The organism is Hymenobacter taeanensis (assembly GCF_013137895.1).
Classification (GTDB): Bacteria; Bacteroidota; Bacteroidia; order Cytophagales; family Hymenobacteraceae; genus Hymenobacter; species Hymenobacter taeanensis.
Genome location: NZ_CP053538.1, coordinates 2,680,601 through 2,700,695, shown reverse-complemented (window position 1 = coordinate 2,700,695; position 20,095 = coordinate 2,680,601). Strand labels below are relative to the sequence as shown.

Here is a 20,095-nt window from a genome sequence, read left to right as displayed (position 1 = left end):
TTGGTAAAAAGTAGCGTGCTCGGCCACTTAATCTTGGTGCAGAGTTTGGCTCACTCCCGCTAACACTTCCTGCAGCTGGGTAAATAGTATCTCGTTGCCGTGCTGCTCATAACGGCGGAGGGCCTCTTCGAAACTGCTCAGGTCATAGAGGAAGGCCTTCAGATTATCGGGGGTGATGGTGCTGAAATGGCGGCCGTAGCCTAGCTTCTCAATTTCAGCGGCATTCAGAAACTGTTCAAACTGCGCCGGAATGGGCACGGCACATACGGGCTTATGCAGATAAACGGCTTCGCTGATCAGGGAAAAGCCACCGTTGGTTACTACTGCACGGGCGCTGGCTAAATCATCAATAAAACCCTGCTCGCTGAAAGCCTGCAGGTGCACATTGCCGTGCGTTTCCTCTTTATTGAACCCGTACACCCGAAACTCCTGCCCCGGCAGTTCCTGGAGCATGGGCACCAAGTCTTTCTGGTTAGTGGCTGACTGGTACACCAGCACATGGGTACCCGTGCCAGGGGTAGCTCGCACAATTTCGGGCCGAATAATAGGCGGCACCAGCGTGGTATTCTCCTTAATTAAGGGCAACTCGAAAAAGCTGGTTATCAGGTAATGCTGGCTGCGCGGCAGTTTGGCGCGCACTATCTCACGGGCTACTGTGAGGTTACCCCGCTCTGAGGCGGGCACCGTGATATCTAGCTTAGCCCTGCTGATAATCTGGATATTATCAATGCTGATTACCGGGAGCCGACGCCACTTGGCAAAGAAATAACTAAACGACTCAAAGTCGGAAATCACCAGCTCAGGCTCAAAGTCGCAGAGCAACTCCTGGTACTTGCGGAAGTTGACAACCAGGTTTTCCGGGGCGGTGCGCAACGTAAGGGTGGCGGTGCGCAACTTAGAAACGGTGAGCTTCCGGTAAGCCAGGTGAAACCCTCGTATCTCGTGCACCCGACCCGGAAAATTGGCTGCCAGCATCTGATACGCCCGCGCGCTGCTTACCACGCATACATTATGCCCCTGCTCCAGCAAATGCGCAATAACCACTTTGCTGCGGGTAGCGTGGCCCAAGCCCTCGCCCGGAACCCCGTAGAGAATATTCATATAGCTTTTTGTTAGGACGAATGCCCGGGCGCTAAAGTGGGGCTTTTGCTCGACTTCATGCACTGATCTGCGGCATTCGTTTTCGCGCTTCTCTTCCTCAAGAAGTGAGTCTTGAACTCTTAGCAAAATACGGGCGGTAAAAGCCGGCTCTAGGCCACATGCAAACGCCGAAGGCACAATAAAGCCCGCGTACTGCGCCTGGCGAAGCCAAACCGTACGCGGGCTTTTTCATGAGTTTACTGGCCTAGGCCTATCGCCGAGACGTGGGCACCCGGAATTGCAGGCCCAGGCTCGGAATGAACGTTACGCCTTTAAGCGAGGCAGTGCGGTTGTTCAGCAACTGATACTCACCGTAGTTCTGGTAGTACACCGACAAAGCCGGGATAACATAAGCGTAGCGGTAGCCCAGCTTCACGTTGATGAAGCCACCAAAAGACGAGAAGTTTTGCTTAGCCACGGGCAAGTCCGGAATCTTATCGGCTACGGAGCCACTGCCGGGGCCGTTGTACACGTTGCGCGGCTCAAAACCGTAGCGCAAGAAGCTGTGAGCATACATTACGCCGTAAGAAATGGCGCCAATTTCCTCCTCAGCTCCAAACGACTGGCTGAATACCAGCGGGATGATCAGGTCGTGGCGGCTAGCCTTGAAGCCCAGCACATCGTTCACATTGTCGAGAAAGGGCACGCTGGGCAGCTTGGCGCGCTGGGTGGCGTATTGCAGCCCAATGCTCCCGTATGTAACGCCGGTTTCGCGGCTGCCGGGACTCTCAGGCGTACCCGTTGGGCCCAGGAACTGATACATGGCATCAAATACGTGCGAGCCGAAAGCGTATTTATAGCCTACATCGAGGCGGTCGATGACACCATACCGCACATACAGATCCGAGGAGGGCCGCACAGGGTCGAGTACATAGGCTATGGCAGCTACCTGCAGGTTTTCAATGGTCTGGTTGTAACGTACGGTGTCCTTGTTAGCGGCCTCACGGGCGGCAGTAATCAGGGCCGAACCGGTCTTGCTGATGGTTTCGGTGGGCACATTGAAGGCCAGGTTACCACCTACTTTAAACTCGCCCCTGGGCGTAACCTTGCCAGTACTAACAATGGCGCGGGGCGCTGTGCAGGAGGCCATAGCCAGCAGGCCGGCCACCATAGCCAGCCCGGATACCGAGCGGAGAGAGGAGAATGCTTTCATAAGAGCGAAACAGGGAAGAACTGGCCACCAGCCACTGATGGGGCTGCTGGCGAAAACCGGGCCGAAAGTAGGCAATGCGCACGTAGCCTTCTGTGAGGTAGCGGTGATATTTCCACTCGCAAGGGTATTGCATGCTTGAACGCTGGCGGTGGCAGGGCATTGTTCAGCAGCGCTTTCTGACTTAACTTTCCCTTATACCCGTTGGCTATTTGGTTGAAGCCAGCCAAGTGAGGGGGCTTCAACCCACGCTTGCCTTTTGGGTAACAATGAGGCCATACGCCTACCTGCGGGCCCACAGCTATGTTACCGAATTGTTACGCCAGAAGGTTAAAAAGCCGTAACTTTCCCTTCCGCTTCTGTTTTCTGCCTTGCTCATGCTTCAGTTTTATCTTAACGATCAGCTCATCCGGACCACCCAACCGGCGGGCAGTACCCTGCTTGATTTTGTGCGCTATAACCGCCACCTGACGGGCACAAAAATTGGATGCCGGGAGGGCGACTGCGGGGCCTGCACCGTGCTGGTGGGTGAGTTGCAGCCAGGCGGACAAACAGTGGCCTACCAGTCGATGACTTCGTGCCTAACGCCGCTGGGCAACGCCCACGGCCGTCATGTAGTAACGGTAGAGGGTATTAACGCAGCACGGGGCACGCTCACGCCCATTCAGCAGGCTATTGTAGCGGAAGGTGGCTCGCAGTGCGGGTTTTGCACGGTGGGCTTCGTGATGTCGTTAACGGGGCACTCACTCAGCCAAAAGCCCGGCACCCCAGAAACGGCGCTAGCGGCCATTGATGGTAACATCTGTCGCTGCACGGGCTACAAGTCGCTGGAGCGGGCCACGCTGGCTCTGCAGCAGCAGCTTACTGATAGGCCTACCGAGCAGCCCCTGGCCTGGCTGGCAGAGCAGGGCTTTGTGCCAGGCTATTTCCAGGATATTCCGGCTAAGCTCACCGCGTTGCGAAATGCTACAGAGACGGTGGCAGCAGGCATTAACCAGTCTCAGAATGGTCACACTGCTACCGTAACTGGCCTAGATGCAGCCACAGCAGCCCGCGCCCAGGTGCTGGGCGGCGGCACTGATCTGCTGGTACAGCGCCCCGAGCAGCTGCGGGAAATGCCAGTGCAGTTGGTGTACGGCCAGCCCGAGCGCCGCGGTATTCGTCGGGAGGGCAACAACATTGTACTGGGGGCTGCCACTACGGCCCAAGAGCTTATGGAGTCGGGGGTAATGCGGGAGTTGCTGCCGCGCCTGCCCGAGCACCTGAAGCTGGTTTCCAGCACGCCCATTCGCAACATGGGTACGGTGGCGGGCAACTTCATCAACGCCTCCCCCATCGGCGACCTAACCATTCTCTTCCTAGCTCTTGGAGCCAGCATCACGCTGGAAGATACTGGCCTAGGTCAGCGGCGAGAGCTGCCATTGCAGGAGTTGTATGTGGGCTACAAGCAGCTAGCCAAAAGCGCCGACGAGCAGGTGCTACACATTCAGTTTCAGGCGCCCCAAGCCGCTGACTTTTTCAATTTTGAGAAGGTTTCGAAGCGCACGCACCTGGATATTGCCAGCGTGAACTCGGCGGCGTGGCTACGGGTGCAGGGTGGCCTAGTAGAAGCGGCGCGCCTCTCAGCGGGTGGCGTAGGCCCAATTCCGCTGGTGCTGCCTCGTACGGCCGAGTTCTTAATTGGGCGTGAAATCAGCATTGAAACCGTACGTGGTGCGCTGGAGCTGGCTCAGGAGGAAATCAGCCCGATCAGTGACGTACGCGGCACCGTGCAGTACAAGCGGTTGCTATTACGGCAGTTGCTGGCAGCTCACTTCCTGCAGTTCTTTCCGGAGCAGTTGAGCTTGACGGATTTACTGTAGAGACGCAAAGAAGGAACGTCATACTTCATCGGGCGTCGGCTTGCCGAAGCATGACGTTCTGAGGAGTTTGTAAAGCCGCCGCAATTGCTCACCAACTGGCCTAGGTCAGTTTTTAAAACCACCACGTAGCGAAAGCCTCGTGTCATTTTCTTCGTCATGAATCACCTCGACCCGGCCCGCCATGTGCGCGGCGAATCGCAGTACCTCGATGATATTTTGGTGCAACAGGGCACCCTCTACGCGGCCGTGGTGGAGTCGCCGGTGGCACATGGTAAGCTATTGAACATTGATTTCGAAGCCGCTTTGCAGCTACCGGGAGTGGTGCGCGTGCTTACGGCCCAGGATATACCCGGGGAGAACCAGATTGGTGGTATCGTGCCCGATGAGCCCCTGCTGGCGGAAGGCCACGTGCACTTTCGTGGGCAGCCCGTGGCGCTGGTGCTGGCCGAAACCGAGCATCAGGCTCATGCCGCGCTAGGCCACGTGCGGGTGGAGGTTTCGCCCCTACCCATCATCACTGACCCACGCGTAGCCGCCGCGCAAAATGAGCTGATTGTGCCACCGCGCACTTTCCAGATCGGTGACACGCAAGCAGCCTGGGCGCAGTGCGCGCACGTATTTGAGGGCGTGGCAGAATCGGGCGGGCAAGAGCACCTGTACATAGAAACGCAGGGTGCTTACGCCTTCCCCACCGAAATGGGCGGGGTGCGCATGGTGTCCTCTACCCAGGGGCCAACGGCCGTGCAACGCCATACGGCGCGGGTGCTAGGCATTGGTATGCACCAGGTAGAAGTTGATGTTACGCGCCTTGGGGGTGGTTTTGGGGGTAAAGAAGACCAGGCTACCACTTGGGGTGCCTTGGCTGCGCTGGGGGCTTTTGTGGTACGTAGGCCAGTGAAGCTGGTGCTCGACCGCATGGCCGACATGCGCATGACCGGCAAGCGCCACCCCTACTCTTCCGACTTCAAAATTGGCCTCGATAAAAACCTGAAGCTAGTGGCCTACGAGGCTACCTTCTACCAGAATGCCGGAGCCGCCGCCGACCTCTCGCCAGCTGTGCTGGAGCGGACGCTGTTTCATGCTACCAACAGCTACTTCGTCCCGAACGTGACGGCCACCGCCTATAGCTGCCGCACTAACCTGCCGCCTAACACCGCTTTTCGGGGTTTTGGCGGTCCGCAGGGCATGTTCGTGATAGAGTCGGCGCTGACGTGTGCGGCGGAGCAGTTGGGCGTGCCGGTGGCAGAGCTGCAGCGGCGCAACCTACTCCGGGAGGGTGATGTGCTGCCCTACCGCCAGCCCACCGAGGGCTGCCACGCTGAGCAAGCCTGGGACACGACCGCCAGCCTGTATAACCTGCCTTCTCTGCGAGCCGAGGTAGAGGCCTTCAACGCCCAAAACAAGCAGTTCAAGAAAGGCCTTTCCGTAATGCCCATTTGCTTCGGCATTAGCTTCACCAAAACCCCCATGAACCAGGCCCGCGCCTTGGTGCACATCTACACCGATGGCTCGGTGGGTGTGAGCACCGGCGCGGTGGAAATGGGCCAGGGCGTGAACACCAAGATTATGCAGGTGGCGGCACGCACCCTGGGCATCTCGCCGGAGCGCGTGAAAGTGGAGAGCACCAACACCACTCGCGTAGCCAATACCTCCCCGTCTGCCGCCAGTGCCACCGCCGACCTCAACGGCAAAGCCACTGAAATGGCCTGCCTGGCCCTGCGCGAGCGGCTGCTGCGCCTGGCGGCCACCGACCTGCAGATGGACTATGAGGGCCTCACCATTGAAGGCGAGCAGGTGCTGGCAGCCGGCACGCCCGCCGATACTACGTGGGAGAAGCTGGTTTCAGCAGCCTACTGGCAGCGGGTGAGCCTGACGGAAAACGCTCATTACGCCACGCCTGGCATTCATTTCGACGCCCAAACCAACCAGGGTCACCCCTTCGCTTACCACGTCTACGGCACGGCTCTTACCACCGTCACCGTCGACTGCCTCCGGGGTACCTATACCTTTGATGCAGTACAAATTGCCCACGACTTCGGCCAGAGCCTGCACCCCCAGATTGACCGCGGGCAGATTGAGGGCGGCCTCGTGCAGGGCCTCGGTTGGATGACGCTGGAAGAATTGGTGTTCAACGACGAAGGCCGCCTGCTCAGCAACTCCCTCAATAGCTACAAAATCCCGGACCTGTACTCAGCGCCAAAAGTCATTGACGTGCATTTCCTGGATACTCCTGGCCACCCTAACGCCATCATGCGCTCCAAAGCCGTGGGCGAGCCCCCCCTGATGTATGGCATTGGGGCCTACTTCGCCGTGCGCGACGCTATCCGCAGCTTCCGCCCCGGTGCCTCCCTCCCGTTTTCCGCTCCTATCACCCCTGAAAAGGTACTGCTCAGCCTGTACCCCGACGCTTTACTCACCCCCGCTTGCGCTTCAACTACCGTAACCACGTCCGTGGCTCTCTGATTTACGCCGCCGGCGATACGGCCGCGGCTCTGCTTCAACATGAGTTTTCCTGGTCACGCCTGCTGGGCGTTGCCTTCATTGCAGGCACTATTTACGCCTGGGAAGTACCCACTTATTTCCGCTGGATTGACCACCGGGTGCCTCACCGCCCCGGCTGGACGGCCCAACTCCGGCGGGCCTCCCTGGCCCTGGCCTACTTTAATCCTCTCTGGATTGCGCGCCATTTTGTGTTCATCCGGCTGTGCGCAGGCCAGTTCGATCAAATAACCTGGGACCTGCTCCCAATGGCTGCCCGTTCGTTTCTGCTGAACGCGCCGGTGTCGTTGCTGGTGAACTACTACATCCAGAACAAGCTGCAGGCTGACCGGCGGTTTCTGGTCAGCGCTTTATTTTCGGGTGTCATGGCCGTTTATTACGCTCTTAGCGCCAACTGGTAACTGCAAGTAGCCCGTTACTCTTGGCGGCTTTCCTGTGAAAACTGCGGGCTACGGCAACCGGGCCTACCTTAAACTCCATGTTAATTACTCCTGAGCCTTACACCTCTCCCGCCACACCGCGCGACTTACCTGTTTGGCAGCACGCGGCCGCCAACTTGCGGGCCGGAGTGCCGGTAGCGCTGCTGTGCGTGCTGGCCAGCGAGGGCAGCAGCCCGGGCCGGCAGGGCTTTAAGATGAGCGTAACGGCTACTGAAACGGTCGGCTCTATCGGGGGCGGCGTTATGGAGCACAAGTTTGTGGAACTGGCCCGCACCCGCTTACTTGACCCGCAGCCCAGGCCACTCCTGCGCCCACAAATCCATCGTAAAGACTCCCCCACCGACCGCTCCGGCATGATTTGCTCGGGTGAGCAATGGGTGCTGTTCCTGCCCTTATCCCTGCCTGACCTGCCCGCGGTGGTGGCGTGCGAAGAGGCCCTGAGCAAGCACACGGGCGGGTTACTGGCCTTGTCGGGGGCTACTGGCTTACGGGTGCTGCCGGTACCGCCAGGCACGCCGCGGTACCGCTTTCAGGCCGGAGAGCAGTGGCAGTATCAGGAACGGCTGGGCTTTGCCTCCCGGGCTACCATCATTGGGGCGGGCCACGTAAGCCTGGCGCTGTGCCGCGTGCTGGCGGCGTTAGATTTTGAGCTAACGGTTCTTGACGACCGCCCGGACCTACCAACACTCCTAGCTAACCCCTTCCCTCACCACAAGCGCACAGTGGCCTACGAGGCCATAGCCGCCGAAATACCGGAGGGCCCCGACGAGTACGTACTCATCATGACCGTTGGGTACCGCTCCGATCTGGTGGTACTGCGGCAGCTGCTAGGCCACCAGGTCCGGTACTTGGGCGCATTGGGCAGTCAGGCCAAAATCACTGAGCTCTTGGGCACCCTCCGCAGTGAAGGAACCCCAGAGCAGCAGCTGGCCCGCATCTCAGCTCCCATAGGCCTACCAATTCACAGCCGCACCCCTGAGGAAATTGCTATCAGCATAGCTGCGGAGTTGATCCGGGTTAGGAATACGAAGTGAACTTATGAAGTGGCTTAGCGTGTCAGTGGAACGAAGCACTAGCACGCTAAGCAAGTGCTGCTATTCCTTCTTTTCGCAGTGAAAAGCCTAGAGACTGGAAAAGCTCTTACCTCCTTGGTAGAAGTAAGAGCTTTTGACTAGATCAGGATGGCAGAGAGCCAGTTAAGAATGTTGCCGCTCCGCTCGCAAGAACGGAGTTGTTAGGCTTCTTTGCTCATGCACAAACTCACAACTTCACAATTTCACCGCTTACTCCCCGCTGTTGTTGCCTTGCAGGTAGCCTTCGGTAAAGACGTGGTATTGGTCGAAGATGGAGCGCACTGAGCGGCGCAGGATAAGCTCACCCTGGGGGCCCGTGGGTACGGAAACTCCGGAAGCATAACCGTTCCAGACGGCCCGGTTGGTTTGGTTATCGATGAGGGTTACCAGCAGGGTACCATCAAGTAGTAGCATCCGGACGGGGCTATAGCCCTGGCGCTGTTCATTGGGGGTTTCATCATCATCGGCGTAGCCTGTTTTTACCCAGCGGGAGAAATCGGGCTGCTGATAGCCGCGAAACCGCATGGTGCCCTCAAACAGCCGAAAGTTTACCAGCAGATCGGGGCGCCTCCGGGCTGGGCGATACCCCTGCACCTTCATGCGGGTACGAATGGCATCGCGCACAGCCTCACCCAGCCGGCTGGTGTCGGAGGCAATACCGTCGCCGGTCACAAACTCATAGGTGCGGTAACGCCGGAACTGCCCCGAAAAGCTGTAATCAGACTCTACACGAGCCTCCCGAGACATCAAGCAGCTGGAAAGGGCCATACTGAGCCCTACTAGCAGAAGTAAAAACCATTTCATAGACAAAAAGCACAGGGTGGAACCTTGCCTAAGATACGGCTCTCCGTGCCAATTATCAACTACTTTTCACTAGCATAACTTTGTGCCTCAGCAGTTTTGGTTGGCAGCACTGATTTTTCCAATACAATAACTAAGCCGTATGCCCCCTGCTGCGTTCCTACAATATCAAACCCCGATTTTAGGTTTAGCAGCAGCATGGCGCGCCACTGGTTGTAGGTTTGGGTACGAATGCGTTGGTAGCCTTGCAGCCGACACCAGGTGTGCTGCTGGCGCAGTAGCTCGGCAGCAATGCCCTGCCCCCGGTAAGCGGGCTCTACGCCGCCCAGCCAGCTGTAATAGTGCTCCGGCTTGCGCTCATAGCCTAGCTTGCACCCCACCAGTTTTCCCTCGGCTTCTGCCAGCCACACCTGCACCGGCCCGCGGGCTTGTTGGTAGCGTAGCTCAGCCGCTTGCCGCCCTTCGATAGTGGAGAAAATAGTAGTGAGCAGCGCCAGCAGGTTTTCCCAGTCGGAGCCAGGGGGCGGCAGGTCGGGCAGAAAACGGAAAACAACGGGCATAAAGCGCAATATGGTGAGGGTGGCCTAAGGCTCAGGTAGCAGGTGCACATTCGCGCTGCCCGTTTAGGCAGTTAATATTTTCTCCATCTGAATATTACACCGCTCATAGGGCGAAGGCTGCCCGGCCACGGTTTTGCGAAATCCGAGCTTGTGGTAGAGCTGCAACGCCGGCGCAAGCTTGGTATTACTCTCTAAGTACAGGCGCCGGGCCCCTAGCATTTGAGCTTTGGCAATAGCCGCCTCGCCCAACCGGAACCCAATGCCCAGGCCTTGCGCAGTGGGCGAAACGGCCATTTTTGCCAGCTCAAACGTGTCGTCATCCATGCGCAGGAGGGCGCAGGTGCCTACCACCTGGCCGTGGTATTCAGCTAGCAGTATGTGGCCGCCCCGCTGCAGAATGTATTCATCTGGGTGGTTTAGAGCTTTGAGGTCGGCTTCTTCCACGCGGAAATAGCGTTCAATCCATTCCACGTTGAGGCGCTTGAAATCGGGATGGTAATGGGGCTGGTACTCGAGAATATGTACCTCTCCGGCCACGCGAGCATCGCGAATGGCTTTCACCCGGCTCGCCAGGCTTTGGCGCGACAACGCGTATTCCATCTCGCCCAGGGCTAGCCACAGGTTATGCCGCGTTTCTGCCAGTAGTTCTTCCGTGGCTTGGCGCACATCGGTGGTTTGCTGCTGCAGACCCGTCCATAGCTCAGCCCCCCTTTCAGTAAGCGACACTTCACTGCGGCGCTGATCCACTTGAGCGCGCTGTACGGTTACCAGCTCATGCTTTGCTAAGTCCTTTACCACCTGGCTTACCGCCGCATGGGTCTGGCCGATGCTTTCGGCAATATCACCAATGTGGCGGCCAGCCGCTGATGCCACCGTGTAGAAGACTGGAAACCAGCGGGGCTCAAAGGGCACGTGGTACAAGCTGTATACTTCCGCAGCCTGACTGGTCATCATGTCGTTGAGGCGCCGCAGCCTGCTCCCCAGCGCGGCAGTACCCACTTCCTCGAAGAAATTCATGACACAAATAAAAGCATTTATGTAAGTACTTACAAATACTATTAAACCCTTTATGAGCATTAATTAAATTGACTACTGATCCAACTCCCACGCACATAAAACAGGCCTAGTATCTTATCCTAGGCCTGTTTTATGTGCTGTACATTAACGGTATCCAGCAGCCTGCAGCTGAAACAGCTCTGCGTAGCGGCCACCTTTGCCCAGCAGTTCTTCGTGGCTGCCTATCTCCACAAATTGCCCGTTCTCAATAACCAGAATCCGGTTGGCCATACGCACAGTGCTGAACCGGTGCGAAATAAGAACAGCGGTTTTGCCCTGGGTAAGGTCGTTGAAGCGTTGGAACACCTCGTACTCAGCGCGGGCGTCGAGGGCAGCAGTAGGCTCATCAAGAATCAACAGTTGTGCTTCACGCATATAGGCGCGGCCCAGCGCAATCTTCTGCCACTCGCCCCCGCTCAGGTCAACGCCCCCATTGAAGCGCCGGCCAATCATTTGGTCGTAGCCCTGAGGTAGCTTGGCAATTACGGAGTCGGCGAGACTTTGGGCTGCTGCTTGCTCAATGCGCGGACGGTTGTCTTTCTGCTCAATGCGACCAACAGCCAGGTTTTGGCCAGCTGGAAGCTGGAAGCGTACAAAGTCCTGGAAGATAACGCCAATTTCCTGGCGCAGTTCGGCGGGGTCGTACTCACGCAGGTCGTAGCCATCGAGCAGGATTCGGCCTTCAGTGGGATCGTAGAGGCGGGAAAGCAGCTTCACGAGGGTGGTTTTGCCGGCGCCGTTCTCACCTACCAGCGCCAGCTTCTCGCCAGCCTGCAGCGTGAAGTTAAGGTTACGCAAGGCCCATTTTTCGGCATTGCGGTATTTAAAGCCTACATTCTCGAAGGTAAAACCCTGCCGAATAGGGTGAGGAAATGGGCGCACCGGCTGCGTGTCATCGCGCCGGATACGGGGCTGCAGGTGAAAGAAATCGAAAAAGTCCTGCAGGTACAGGGCACCTTCAGCCACGGAGCTGAACCGACTCAGGATGCCTTCCAGCAAACCCCGCATACGGCCAAATGAGCCCGCCAGAAACGTTAGCTGGCCAATGCTCACGCGCCCGTACACGGCCTGGCTGATGATGTAGACATAGGCAGCATAATACCCCCCAGCGCCCACGGCCGCGAAGAACGTACCCCAGCCCGCCCGACGAATCACGAGGTCTTTGTTCTTCTGGTAAAATTCATCTGAGAGGGTCCGGAATCTATCAATCAGAAAGCCCGACAGCCCAAAGATTTTTACCTCTTTGGCCGTTTCATCGGAAGCCCCGGTCTGGCGTAGGTAGTCTAGCTCACGCCGTTCCGGCGTCCAGCCATGCACCAGCGAATAGCTACGCTCATTAAAGTGAGATTCGCCGAGGAAAGCCGGCACCACCGCCACCAGCAGCAACAGCAGCAGCCACGGGTTGAAGGCCGTGAGGCCAACGGCCAAAAAGCCCATGGTGATGAAGTCCTGGGCCTGACTGAGCACCTGGGCCATGAGCACGGTGCGCGACAGGGTCTGGCGGCGGGCGCGCTCCAGCTTATCATAGAATACGCTATCCTCAAACTGATCGAGGTCGAGTTCGGCCGCGTGCTCCATCAGGCGCACGGAAGTCTGATTGGCAAACAGGTCGCCCAGCAGCGAGTCGAGCAGAGCCACACCGCGGCCCAGCGCATCAGAAAGAATTGCCAGACCAAACTCCAGTGCCACTAGCCCCATCACCGGAGCTAATACCCGGTCTGGGGCGGGTTGCCGGCTTAGCTGCACTACCGTGTCGAGAATCAGCTGGCCTATGTAAAGCATGGCCACGGGCAACGCCGCGCGCAGCAGGCGTAGACCTATATTGCCGAGGGTTAAGGCCGGGCTGGTCTGCCAAACCAGACGCAGAAACTCCGGCAGGTTTTTCAAAGCCGAAAACCGCTCCTGCACCGAAAGGGCCGGCTTACCATCGGGCCGCGGTTTTTTGGCGGATATTGTAGAAAAAAAAGAGTCAGAACGAGCCATAGTCCGTGTACGGCACACTTCGCGCCGAAACCATAACGCGGCCGTTTTGGCAGTATTACCGGTAATATTTTAGTGGCCTAGGGGGGCCTTTTGCGCAGCCTAGCTATAGCCTTGCCGATTGAGGGCGTTCCGTTCCTATCAGGGGCCCTCGGCATCACGCTGGCTTACTCCCGTCACCGTGTTGTATAATGCAGCTGAAAACTGCTGCGTTATGAACCAGCAACCAAAGCCCGCTGGCTCAGGTAAGTTTCCAATCAACGCTTACCCAACGCAGTACATTACGGCGTACCCGCTGCGGCTCTTTAGCAGCTGATGCGCGGCAGTTACCGCTTTTTATATTTCAACTACCTCATGCTGCACAGCCTTTTGTATACCCCCTTTGCTGACGCGGCTCGCCAGGCCCAGTACGAGGCTGTGCGTGCGGCCCTGCTAGCCGACACTGCCCCTACTACGGCCCTGCTGCTCGGTAATTTTGAGGTAGAAGGCGAGGTGATTGATGCCCTGGTAGTGCGCCCTCATAGCATTACGGTACTGCTTTTTGTGCCTGAGGGTGGGCTGCTTGAAATTTCTACGCAGCCAGATGCCGCCTGGCAGCTGGGCCCTTACACCCTGCACGGCGACGAGCACGCCGCCAATCCCTTTGAGCAGTTTTTGCACCAGCAGGAAGCCGTAGCAACCTGGCTAACCGCCCAGCTTCCCCGCATCAGCATTCTACCCGAGTACATTACAGGTATTGTGCTTTTTGCCGAAACCGTGCAGTTTGGGCCAAGCGTGGAGGCATACCTGCGCCGGCAGCCGGGTGCCGAGAACTTTCAGCTCCTGGGGGCTACAACCCAATTACCCCGCCGCCTGCGCCAGCTAGGCCACTCTGCGCTCAACTTCTCCGAAGATGAACTCCTGACCTGGGCCCACGACCTCGCCACCAGCGCCGCCGCAGGCAGTGCGCCCGAGGAAACTCCTGAAGCCGGTTTTTGGGAGCAGAAGGCCCGCCAGCTGTGGTACTGGCTGGGCGCGGTTGACATTCCGGAAGATGCCCCTTACGGAGCCCCCGCCGAGGCTGTGGTGGCAGGCCAGCAGGAAATGCAACGGCTAGAGCAGCTCAGCCAACAGGTACACACTGAGCTAAATGCCCAGCGCCAGGCTATGGAGGCGCGGGAGGCTGAACGCGAGCAGAGTATTGCGCAACTGCGGGCCCAACTGGAGCAAGCTCCCTCAGCCGCCGCTGAGGCCGCCGAGCTTCGTGCCCGGTTGCAGCAGGAAAGCCAGGAGAAAGCGGCTTTAGAAGAGGCCATCAAGGCTGCCCGAACGGAAGCCGACGCCCGCAACCGGGAGCTGGATACCCGCATTCAGCAGCTAGGCCAGCTGATTGAGCAGATGCAGCAACGCCCACTCACCCCACCAGCTGCTGCTCCGGCGGTGGTGGCTCCAGCAAGCTCAGCCAAGCCTGTGGTAGCTCCGGCTGGCATGCCTACCGCCACACCTAAGCCAGCGGCAGCTGCCCGCCCTAAGGCGGCCGCGCCCCAGCGCCAGCCTCAAACACCCCCGGCTCTGCACGGGCTGCGGCGCCAAACCGTACATCTGCGGTTGCCGCGCGTGGCGCTGGTGGTGGCAGTGCTGGTATGCGTAGCGCTGGCTGGCTGGGGAATTGTGCGGTGGTCTGGCAAGCTGCTGCGGGAAACCACCCCCACTCCAGCTCATACCGTCAGCCGCCCTGAATATCAGCCAGAGGCCGACACGGATGAAGCAGAGGCTACGCCGCCCACGATTGATGATATTCAGCCTGATACCATTGACCTGACCACCGAAGGTCGTTCATTGCCGGAACCTGTTGCTCCCAGGGTCACCACCGAAACCATTACTCCCGAATCTGATTCGGCGGAAACCACCGAAGCTCCTGCTGAAGCAGAGCCAGCTGATTCTGTAGGCTCATCAGGCCCCATCGCTCCATAAAATAGCCTCTCCGCAGTCAACCCTTACCAGTCAACAAGTAAAAAGGGTTCCTGCCGCGGCAGGAACCCTTTTTACTTGTTGTTTTACTCTTGTGAGGACTAGTACGGCTTTGCGTCGTGAGCAATGGCCTCGGCTTCGGCGGCTGCCTCAGAGGTTTTGCTTTCGTTGTACTGGTTGCCACCTTCAGCTGTTTTGCCGGCGCGGGCAGCTTTCAGGCCTTCTTCCAGGCGGCGGCCCCAATCAGGGTCGCAGTTGGTGCACAGCTCTACCATTTTATCGCTCACCTTACGGTCGGCATCGGCGAGGGCACCTACCATGTTGCTGATGAGGTCGTCACGCTCCCAGTCTTCGTGCAAACGGTACCGCTCACCGGCTTGCTTGAAGTTGTTTTCGCGGTCAATGGTCTGCCGTATCAGGCGGCCCTTGTACTCGGGCATGTGGTCGGGGGCCGAGCGAGGAGCTTCCTTCAGGCCGTTGAGGCTGCTGGGCTCGTAGTTCACGTGCAGGTTCTGGCCGGGCGCCGAGTCAACGTGGTAGGCCATCTGGCCGTCGCGCTGGTTGGTAGCCACGTGCTTTTTGGGCGCGTTGATGGGCAGCTGCAAATAGTTGGTGCCTACCCGGTAACGCTGCGTATCGGAGTACGAGAACGTACGCCCCTGCAACATCTTGTCGTCGGAGAAATCGAGGCCATCTACCAGCACGCCCGTACCAAACGCCGACTGCTCCACCTCAGCGAAGTAGTTCTCGGGGTTTTTGTTCAGGGTCATCATGCCCACGGGCAAGTGCGGAAACTGGTCTTCGGGCCAGATTTTGGTGTCGTCAAGCGGGTCGAAGTCCAGCTCCGGATGCTCGTCGTCGCTCATAATCTGCACGCGCAGCTCCCACTTCGGGAAGTTGCCCTTCTTGATGTTCTCGTACAGGTCTTGGGTGGCGTGGTTAAAGTTTTTGGCCTGGATGGCTTCTGCTTCAGCCGCCGTTAGGTTTTTGATGCCTTGCTGGGGTTCCCAGTGGTATTTCACCAGCACGGCTTCACCGTCCTTGTTCACCCACTTATACGTGTTTACGCCCGAGCCCTGCATCTGGCGATAGTTAGCCGGAATGCCCCAGGGCGAGAACAGGAACGACACCATGTGCATGGCTTCCGGCGTGTTCGAGATAAAGTCGAAGATTCGCTCGCCGGTCTGGCGGTTGTGCACCGGGTCGGGCTTCTGCGAGTGAATCAGGTCTGGGAACTTCATGGCATCCCGGATAAAGAACACCTTCAGGTTGTTGCCTACCAGGTCCCAGTTGCCGTCTTCGGTGTAGAATTTCACGGCAAAGCCGCGGGGGTCGCGCAGGGTTTCTGGCGAGTGGCCGCCGTGGCCTACCGTGCTGAAGCGCACGAATACCGGCGTTTGCTTGCCCGCGGTGTTAAACAGCTTGGCGCGGGTGTACTTCTCAATTGGCTCATCGCCTACCTTGCCGTAGGCCTCAAATACGCCGTGGGCGCCGGCTCCACGGGCGTGTACTACCCGTTCTGGTACCCGCTCCCGATCAAAATGGCTGATTTTCTCAATGAACTGATAGTTCTCAAGGGTAGCCGGCCCACGGTTGCCCACGGTGCGGGTGTTCTGGTTATTGGTGAGTGGGTGACCCTGGCGGGTGGTCAGCGTCTGGGCATTTTCACCAGCGGCGGTACGCGTATCCTCAGAGGTTCCGGCGCCGGTTACGGCCGTACCTGTACCATTGCCATTGGCGGCATGGCCATTGGATCCGGTGTGGTTTTCTGGTTCTTGACTCATGGTATCGGAAATGAAGGATGGAAAACTTGCCTAAACTACCAGCTAGGCCAGTAGGCTGTTTGAATTCAGGCTTATAAAATTTGGGGGTTCGGTTGGCATAAGGCTACCCGCAACGGGAGTTTTCTGTGGCTTCCGGGCCAGGGCCCTACCTTTGCAGTCTAATTGCCCGCGTAGCTCATGCCCTCTTTTCGTTCTTCTACGTATACCATCGGCTTCTGGCTGATGTGCTTGTCGTCGTTTTTGTTCTTCATGAGCTTCAACATGCTCCTGCCAGAACTACCCGACCACCTCACCCGCCTGGGCGGCGCCGACTACAAAGGGTTTATTATTGCCCTCTTTACCCTCACAGCCGGTCTTTCGCGCCCCTTCAGCGGCAAGCTCGCCGACACCGTGGGCCGCATTCCGGTGATGGTATTTGGCTCCCTGGTGTGTTTTATCTGCGGTTTTTTTTATCCCTGGGCCACTACCGTTACCGGGTTCCTGCTGCTGCGCCTGCTGCACGGCTTCAGTACGGGCTTCAAACCTACCGGCACCGCTGCTTTTATTGCTGATATTATCCCGTATGAGCGCCGTGGTGAGGCCATGGGCCTGCTAGGTGTGGCGGGTTCTTTGGGTATGGCGGCCGGCCCCGCCATTGGGGGCCTGCTGGCTCAGCACTTCTCGCTCAATACCATGTTTTATGCTTCTTCGGGTATGGCCCTACTGAGCTTAGTTGTGCAGGGCACCATGACGGAAACCTTGCCCCAGGCCCAGCGCGAGAAATTCAGCTGGAGCTTGCTGAAGCTGGATTGGAGCGAAGTGCTGGAGCCCCGCGTGCTGGCCCCGGCCCTTGTTACGCTGCTGTGTCTCTTCCCGTATGGGGCCGTGCTCACCGTTATTCCCGACCAAAGCCGGCTGCTGGGCATTGAAAACAAGGGGTTGTTTTTCACCTGCTTCACGGTGGCCTCGCTGGTAGTGCGCCTCATAGCGGGTCGTACTTCTGACACGTATGGCCGCGTGCCGGTACTGCGCTGGTCCTCGGGGCTGCTGGTGGTGGCGCTGGGCCTGTTGTCGTTTGCTACTACGCCCTTGCTGTTCCTGACCGCGGCCGTGCTGTTTGGGCTTGCTACTGGCCTCAACTCCCCCACCCTCTACGCCTGGACGATTGACCTGAGCCACCCTGAGCGGCGGGGCCGGGCCGTGGCAACCATGTACATTGCCCTGGAAGCTGGCATAGGTCTGGGGGCCCTGCTAGCCGGTTGGATTTACACCAATCTCTCAGAGCGCCTGCCTTACGTGCATGCCCTGAGTGCCAGCTGCGTGCTGCTGGCCCTGGCCTACCTGTTAGTAGCCGTGCGCGAAAAGCCGGTAGTGGCCTAGCTCATCCTATTTGGCCCTGTGCTGAATTACGTGCAACTTTAGCCAGCTCTATACTGCGGCCCCTTCCTTGGGGAAGGGGCCTGGTGTTTCATCCTATTTTATCTTCATGCTAGCAAAAGTTACCCGTTTGGGGCTCGTAGGCCTCTGCATGCTATTGAGCGGCCGCGTGTTGGCGCAAAAAGCCGCTGCTCCGCCTATCAAGTTTGGCACGGTTACCAAGACCGATTTTGACTCCCGGCCAGCTACCACCGACAGCACCGCTGCCCCCGCCGAATATCTCTGCGACTATGGCATCAGCAAAATAGTAGGCGGGAATGGCGACTTTAAGGTGGTGTTTGAGCGCACGGCCCGCCTGCGCATTCACCAAAAAGCCGGCTACGAGTACGCTACGGTGCGCATCCCGCTCTATACCCGCGACGGCAAACAGGAGCGTATCACCTCGCTTAAAGGCCTCACTTACAACTTAACCGATGGCCGCGTAACGCAAACCAAGCTGGTAGCCGATCCGCAGGTAGCCAAGGAGAAGCTCGATAAAAACCACGTGCAATTCTCCTTCACCATGCCCGAGGTGCGCGAGGGTTCCATTGTGGAGTTTACCTATAGCGTTACCTCCGATTTCATTTTCAATCTGCAGGACTGGCAGTTTGAGCACGATATTCCGGTGCGTTGGAGCGAATACAGGGCTAACATTCCGCAGTTCTACTCCTATAAAACCATTACCCGCGGCTACTTGCCTTTTGCCGTGCAGGAGTCCTTAACGGTGCCCTACTCTACCAGCTACACCTCCGCCTCTGAAGGGCTGGCGCCAGGCGTAACTTCCCAAATTTCGGGGCTGGCCCTGCAGCTACGCTGGGTACTGAAAGATGCGCCGGCTTTCCGGGAGGAGCCGTTCATGACCACCGACCACGATTATCTGCGGAGCGTGCACTTTGAGCTGGCCGGCACCAACTTCTCGGGCAATGATTACCACGATGTAACTGGCAAGTGGGCTGCTCTCTGGAAAATTCTGCAGCAGGATGATGAGTTTGGCAACGCCATTTCGGGCGCAGCCCCGTTAGCGGCCGAAGCCCAGGTGTTGAAAGCGCGTTACCCCGACCAGAAGGCCCGGGCAGCGGCGGTGTTAGCGCTTGTGCAGCGCAGCATTAAGTACAATGACCAGCCCGCCGTATTTGTGTCGCAGCCGCTACGCCGGAGCTTTGAGCGTCACGCCGGCAACGCCGCCGATGTGAACCTGTTGCTGGTGCAAACGCTGCAGGCCGCAGGCCTGGAGGCCACGCCCCTGCTCATCAGCACCCGCAGCCACGGCATGGTGCAAACCGATTTGCCCGTTATCACGCAGTTTAACTACGTGGCCGCCCACGTAGCCCTGCCCAACAACACCGAGGTGCTGCTGGATGCCACCGAGCCCAGCCTGCCGTTTGGGGTGCTGCCAGAACGCTGCCTCAATGGGCAGGGGTGCCTGGCAAATGCCGCTGGCCGCTGGGTGTCACTTAAGTCAGCTACCTCGTATACTGAGCTCTGGACAACCCGCCTGCGCCTCACGCCCCAGGGTGACCTGCAGGGCAATACCAAGCTGGAGTACGCCGGTTACGCCGGGCTGCAGGCCCGCCGCCAAATCAGGCAGAGCTCACCCAGTGAGTACTTGGCCTCGCTAGGCCACCGGTGGGCAGAGTGGCAGCCCTCTAAGCTGCACCTCATCAACCCCGACTCCGTGCATAAGCCGCTGGCCGTAGAAATGGAGCTGAATTTTGCGGGCCCTGAAAGCCAGCCTGAGCTGCTCTATATCCCGCTGCTGAAATCGTTGGGGGCAGTTTCTAACCCGTTTAAGTCAGATGACCGGCGCTACCCCGTCAATTTTGGGATGCCCCACGAGTACACCTCCCTGGTTACCCTCACGCTGCCCGCCGGCTACTCAGTGCAGGAGATGCCCACCTCAATAGCCCTGAACTTACCTGATAATGGTGGCCGCTTCCTCTACCAGGTGTCGCAGTCGGCCCCCGAAACGGTGCAGCTTGTTACCCGCTTGCAGCTGATGAAGGATGAGTACACTCCCAGCGAATACGCCGCTCTACGCGCGCTGCATCAGCAAGCTACCGCCAAGTGCGCCGAGATGTTGGTAGTACGCCGGAAATAGGGGTATCCAGCAGTTTAGTGCCCGTTTCGAGCAGCCCATACTTCTGATACATGTAGGCCTGCACTGCCTGATGACCAATGCAGGCCTACATGTACTGCTAGGGCTACCGCAATTCTGCCGGATGCGGTCAACCACCCGCTGCCCATATACCTACATGTGCTACTAAGGCTACCGCAATTCAAAAACGAAAAAAGCCAGCCACCGGATTTAGGATTAAACCAAGACACTTAATTTTACAGCAGGGGCTTCACTATTTCTTCATCTGAGGCGTAAATACAGCCATATATTTCCCACCTTTATGGCCTGT

General features: G+C 58.2%; 14 protein-coding genes. 7 read left to right on the top strand and 7 right to left on the bottom strand.

The features are described from left to right. Positions 1 to 27: 27 nt before the first annotated feature. The gene (locus tag HMJ29_RS11480; protein WP_171591622.1) at positions 28 to 1,101 is read right to left on the bottom strand and encodes an MJ1255/VC2487 family glycosyltransferase; all 1,074 of its coding nucleotides are present in this window, start codon (positions 1,099 to 1,101) and stop codon (positions 28 to 30) included. Positions 1,102 to 1,351: 250 nt separating this feature from the next. Then, positions 1,352 to 2,293 (bottom strand): hypothetical protein, encoded by a 942-nt coding sequence (locus HMJ29_RS11475; RefSeq protein ID WP_171591621.1) that lies wholly within the window; start codon positions 2,291 to 2,293, stop codon positions 1,352 to 1,354. Positions 2,294 to 2,667: 374 nt separating this feature from the next. Between HMJ29_RS11475 and HMJ29_RS11470 the strand changes: the two genes are divergently transcribed. The 4 genes from HMJ29_RS11470 (at position 2,668) to HMJ29_RS11455 (ending at position 8,125) form a co-directional block, all read left to right on the top strand. Then, positions 2,668 to 4,152 (top strand): FAD binding domain-containing protein, encoded by a 1,485-nt coding sequence (locus HMJ29_RS11470; RefSeq protein WP_171591620.1) that lies wholly within the window; start codon positions 2,668 to 2,670, stop codon positions 4,150 to 4,152. 156 nt (positions 4,153 to 4,308) lie between these two features. Continuing rightward, on the top strand, positions 4,309 to 6,615 hold the full coding sequence (locus tag HMJ29_RS11465; RefSeq protein WP_171591619.1) for a xanthine dehydrogenase molybdopterin binding subunit: 2,307 nt from the start codon (positions 4,309 to 4,311) through the stop codon (positions 6,613 to 6,615). Continuing rightward, positions 6,576 to 7,052, top strand: a complete 477-nt coding sequence (locus HMJ29_RS11460; RefSeq protein ID WP_171591618.1) for a hypothetical protein — start codon at positions 6,576 to 6,578, stop codon at positions 7,050 to 7,052. The genes HMJ29_RS11465 and HMJ29_RS11460 overlap by 40 nt, the downstream gene beginning before the upstream one ends. A 77-nt stretch (positions 7,053 to 7,129) precedes the next feature. Next, a complete protein-coding gene (locus HMJ29_RS11455) occupies positions 7,130 to 8,125 on the top strand; it encodes an XdhC family protein (protein ID WP_171591617.1) in 996 nt (331 codons plus the stop codon). A 249-nt stretch (positions 8,126 to 8,374) separates the two neighbouring features. Here the strand turns inward: HMJ29_RS11455 and HMJ29_RS11450 are convergent, their stop codons facing one another. From HMJ29_RS11450 to HMJ29_RS11435, 4 genes are all read right to left on the bottom strand, one after another. Further along, positions 8,375 to 8,911, bottom strand: coding sequence for a DUF4136 domain-containing protein (locus HMJ29_RS11450; RefSeq protein ID WP_171591616.1), 537 nt, complete (start codon positions 8,909 to 8,911; stop codon positions 8,375 to 8,377). A 116-nt stretch (positions 8,912 to 9,027) separates the two neighbouring features. Next, a complete protein-coding gene (locus HMJ29_RS11445) occupies positions 9,028 to 9,525 on the bottom strand; it encodes a GNAT family N-acetyltransferase (protein WP_171591615.1) in 498 nt (165 codons plus the stop codon). Positions 9,526 to 9,588: 63 nt separating this feature from the next. Continuing rightward, positions 9,589 to 10,542, bottom strand: coding sequence for a bifunctional helix-turn-helix transcriptional regulator/GNAT family N-acetyltransferase (locus HMJ29_RS11440; protein ID WP_171591614.1), 954 nt, complete (start codon positions 10,540 to 10,542; stop codon positions 9,589 to 9,591). Positions 10,543 to 10,686: 144 nt separating this feature from the next. Continuing rightward, complete coding sequence (locus HMJ29_RS11435; RefSeq protein ID WP_171591613.1) at positions 10,687 to 12,564, bottom strand: ABC transporter ATP-binding protein; 1,878 nt, start codon at positions 12,562 to 12,564, stop codon at positions 10,687 to 10,689. A 351-nt stretch (positions 12,565 to 12,915) separates the two neighbouring features. On the opposite strand from HMJ29_RS11435, the gene HMJ29_RS11430 reads away from it, so the two are divergent. Further along, positions 12,916 to 14,514 (top strand): hypothetical protein, encoded by a 1,599-nt coding sequence (locus HMJ29_RS11430; protein WP_171591612.1) that lies wholly within the window; start codon positions 12,916 to 12,918, stop codon positions 14,512 to 14,514. 98 nt (positions 14,515 to 14,612) lie between these two features. On the opposite strand, the gene HMJ29_RS11425 is transcribed toward HMJ29_RS11430, so the two are convergent. After that, positions 14,613 to 16,295, bottom strand: coding sequence for a catalase (locus tag HMJ29_RS11425; protein ID WP_171591611.1), 1,683 nt, complete (start codon positions 16,293 to 16,295; stop codon positions 14,613 to 14,615). 177 nt (positions 16,296 to 16,472) lie between these two features. Between HMJ29_RS11425 and HMJ29_RS11420 the strand changes: the two genes are divergently transcribed. Together HMJ29_RS11420 and HMJ29_RS11415 are read left to right on the top strand one after the other, a co-directional pair. Next, complete coding sequence (locus HMJ29_RS11420) at positions 16,473 to 17,654, top strand: MFS transporter (RefSeq protein WP_171591610.1); 1,182 nt, start codon at positions 16,473 to 16,475, stop codon at positions 17,652 to 17,654. Between the two features lie 106 nt (positions 17,655 to 17,760). Next, entirely contained in the window at positions 17,761 to 19,788 is a 2,028-nt protein-coding gene (locus HMJ29_RS11415; RefSeq protein ID WP_171591609.1) for a DUF3858 domain-containing protein, read from the top strand. The last annotated feature ends 307 nt before the right edge of the window (positions 19,789 to 20,095 follow it).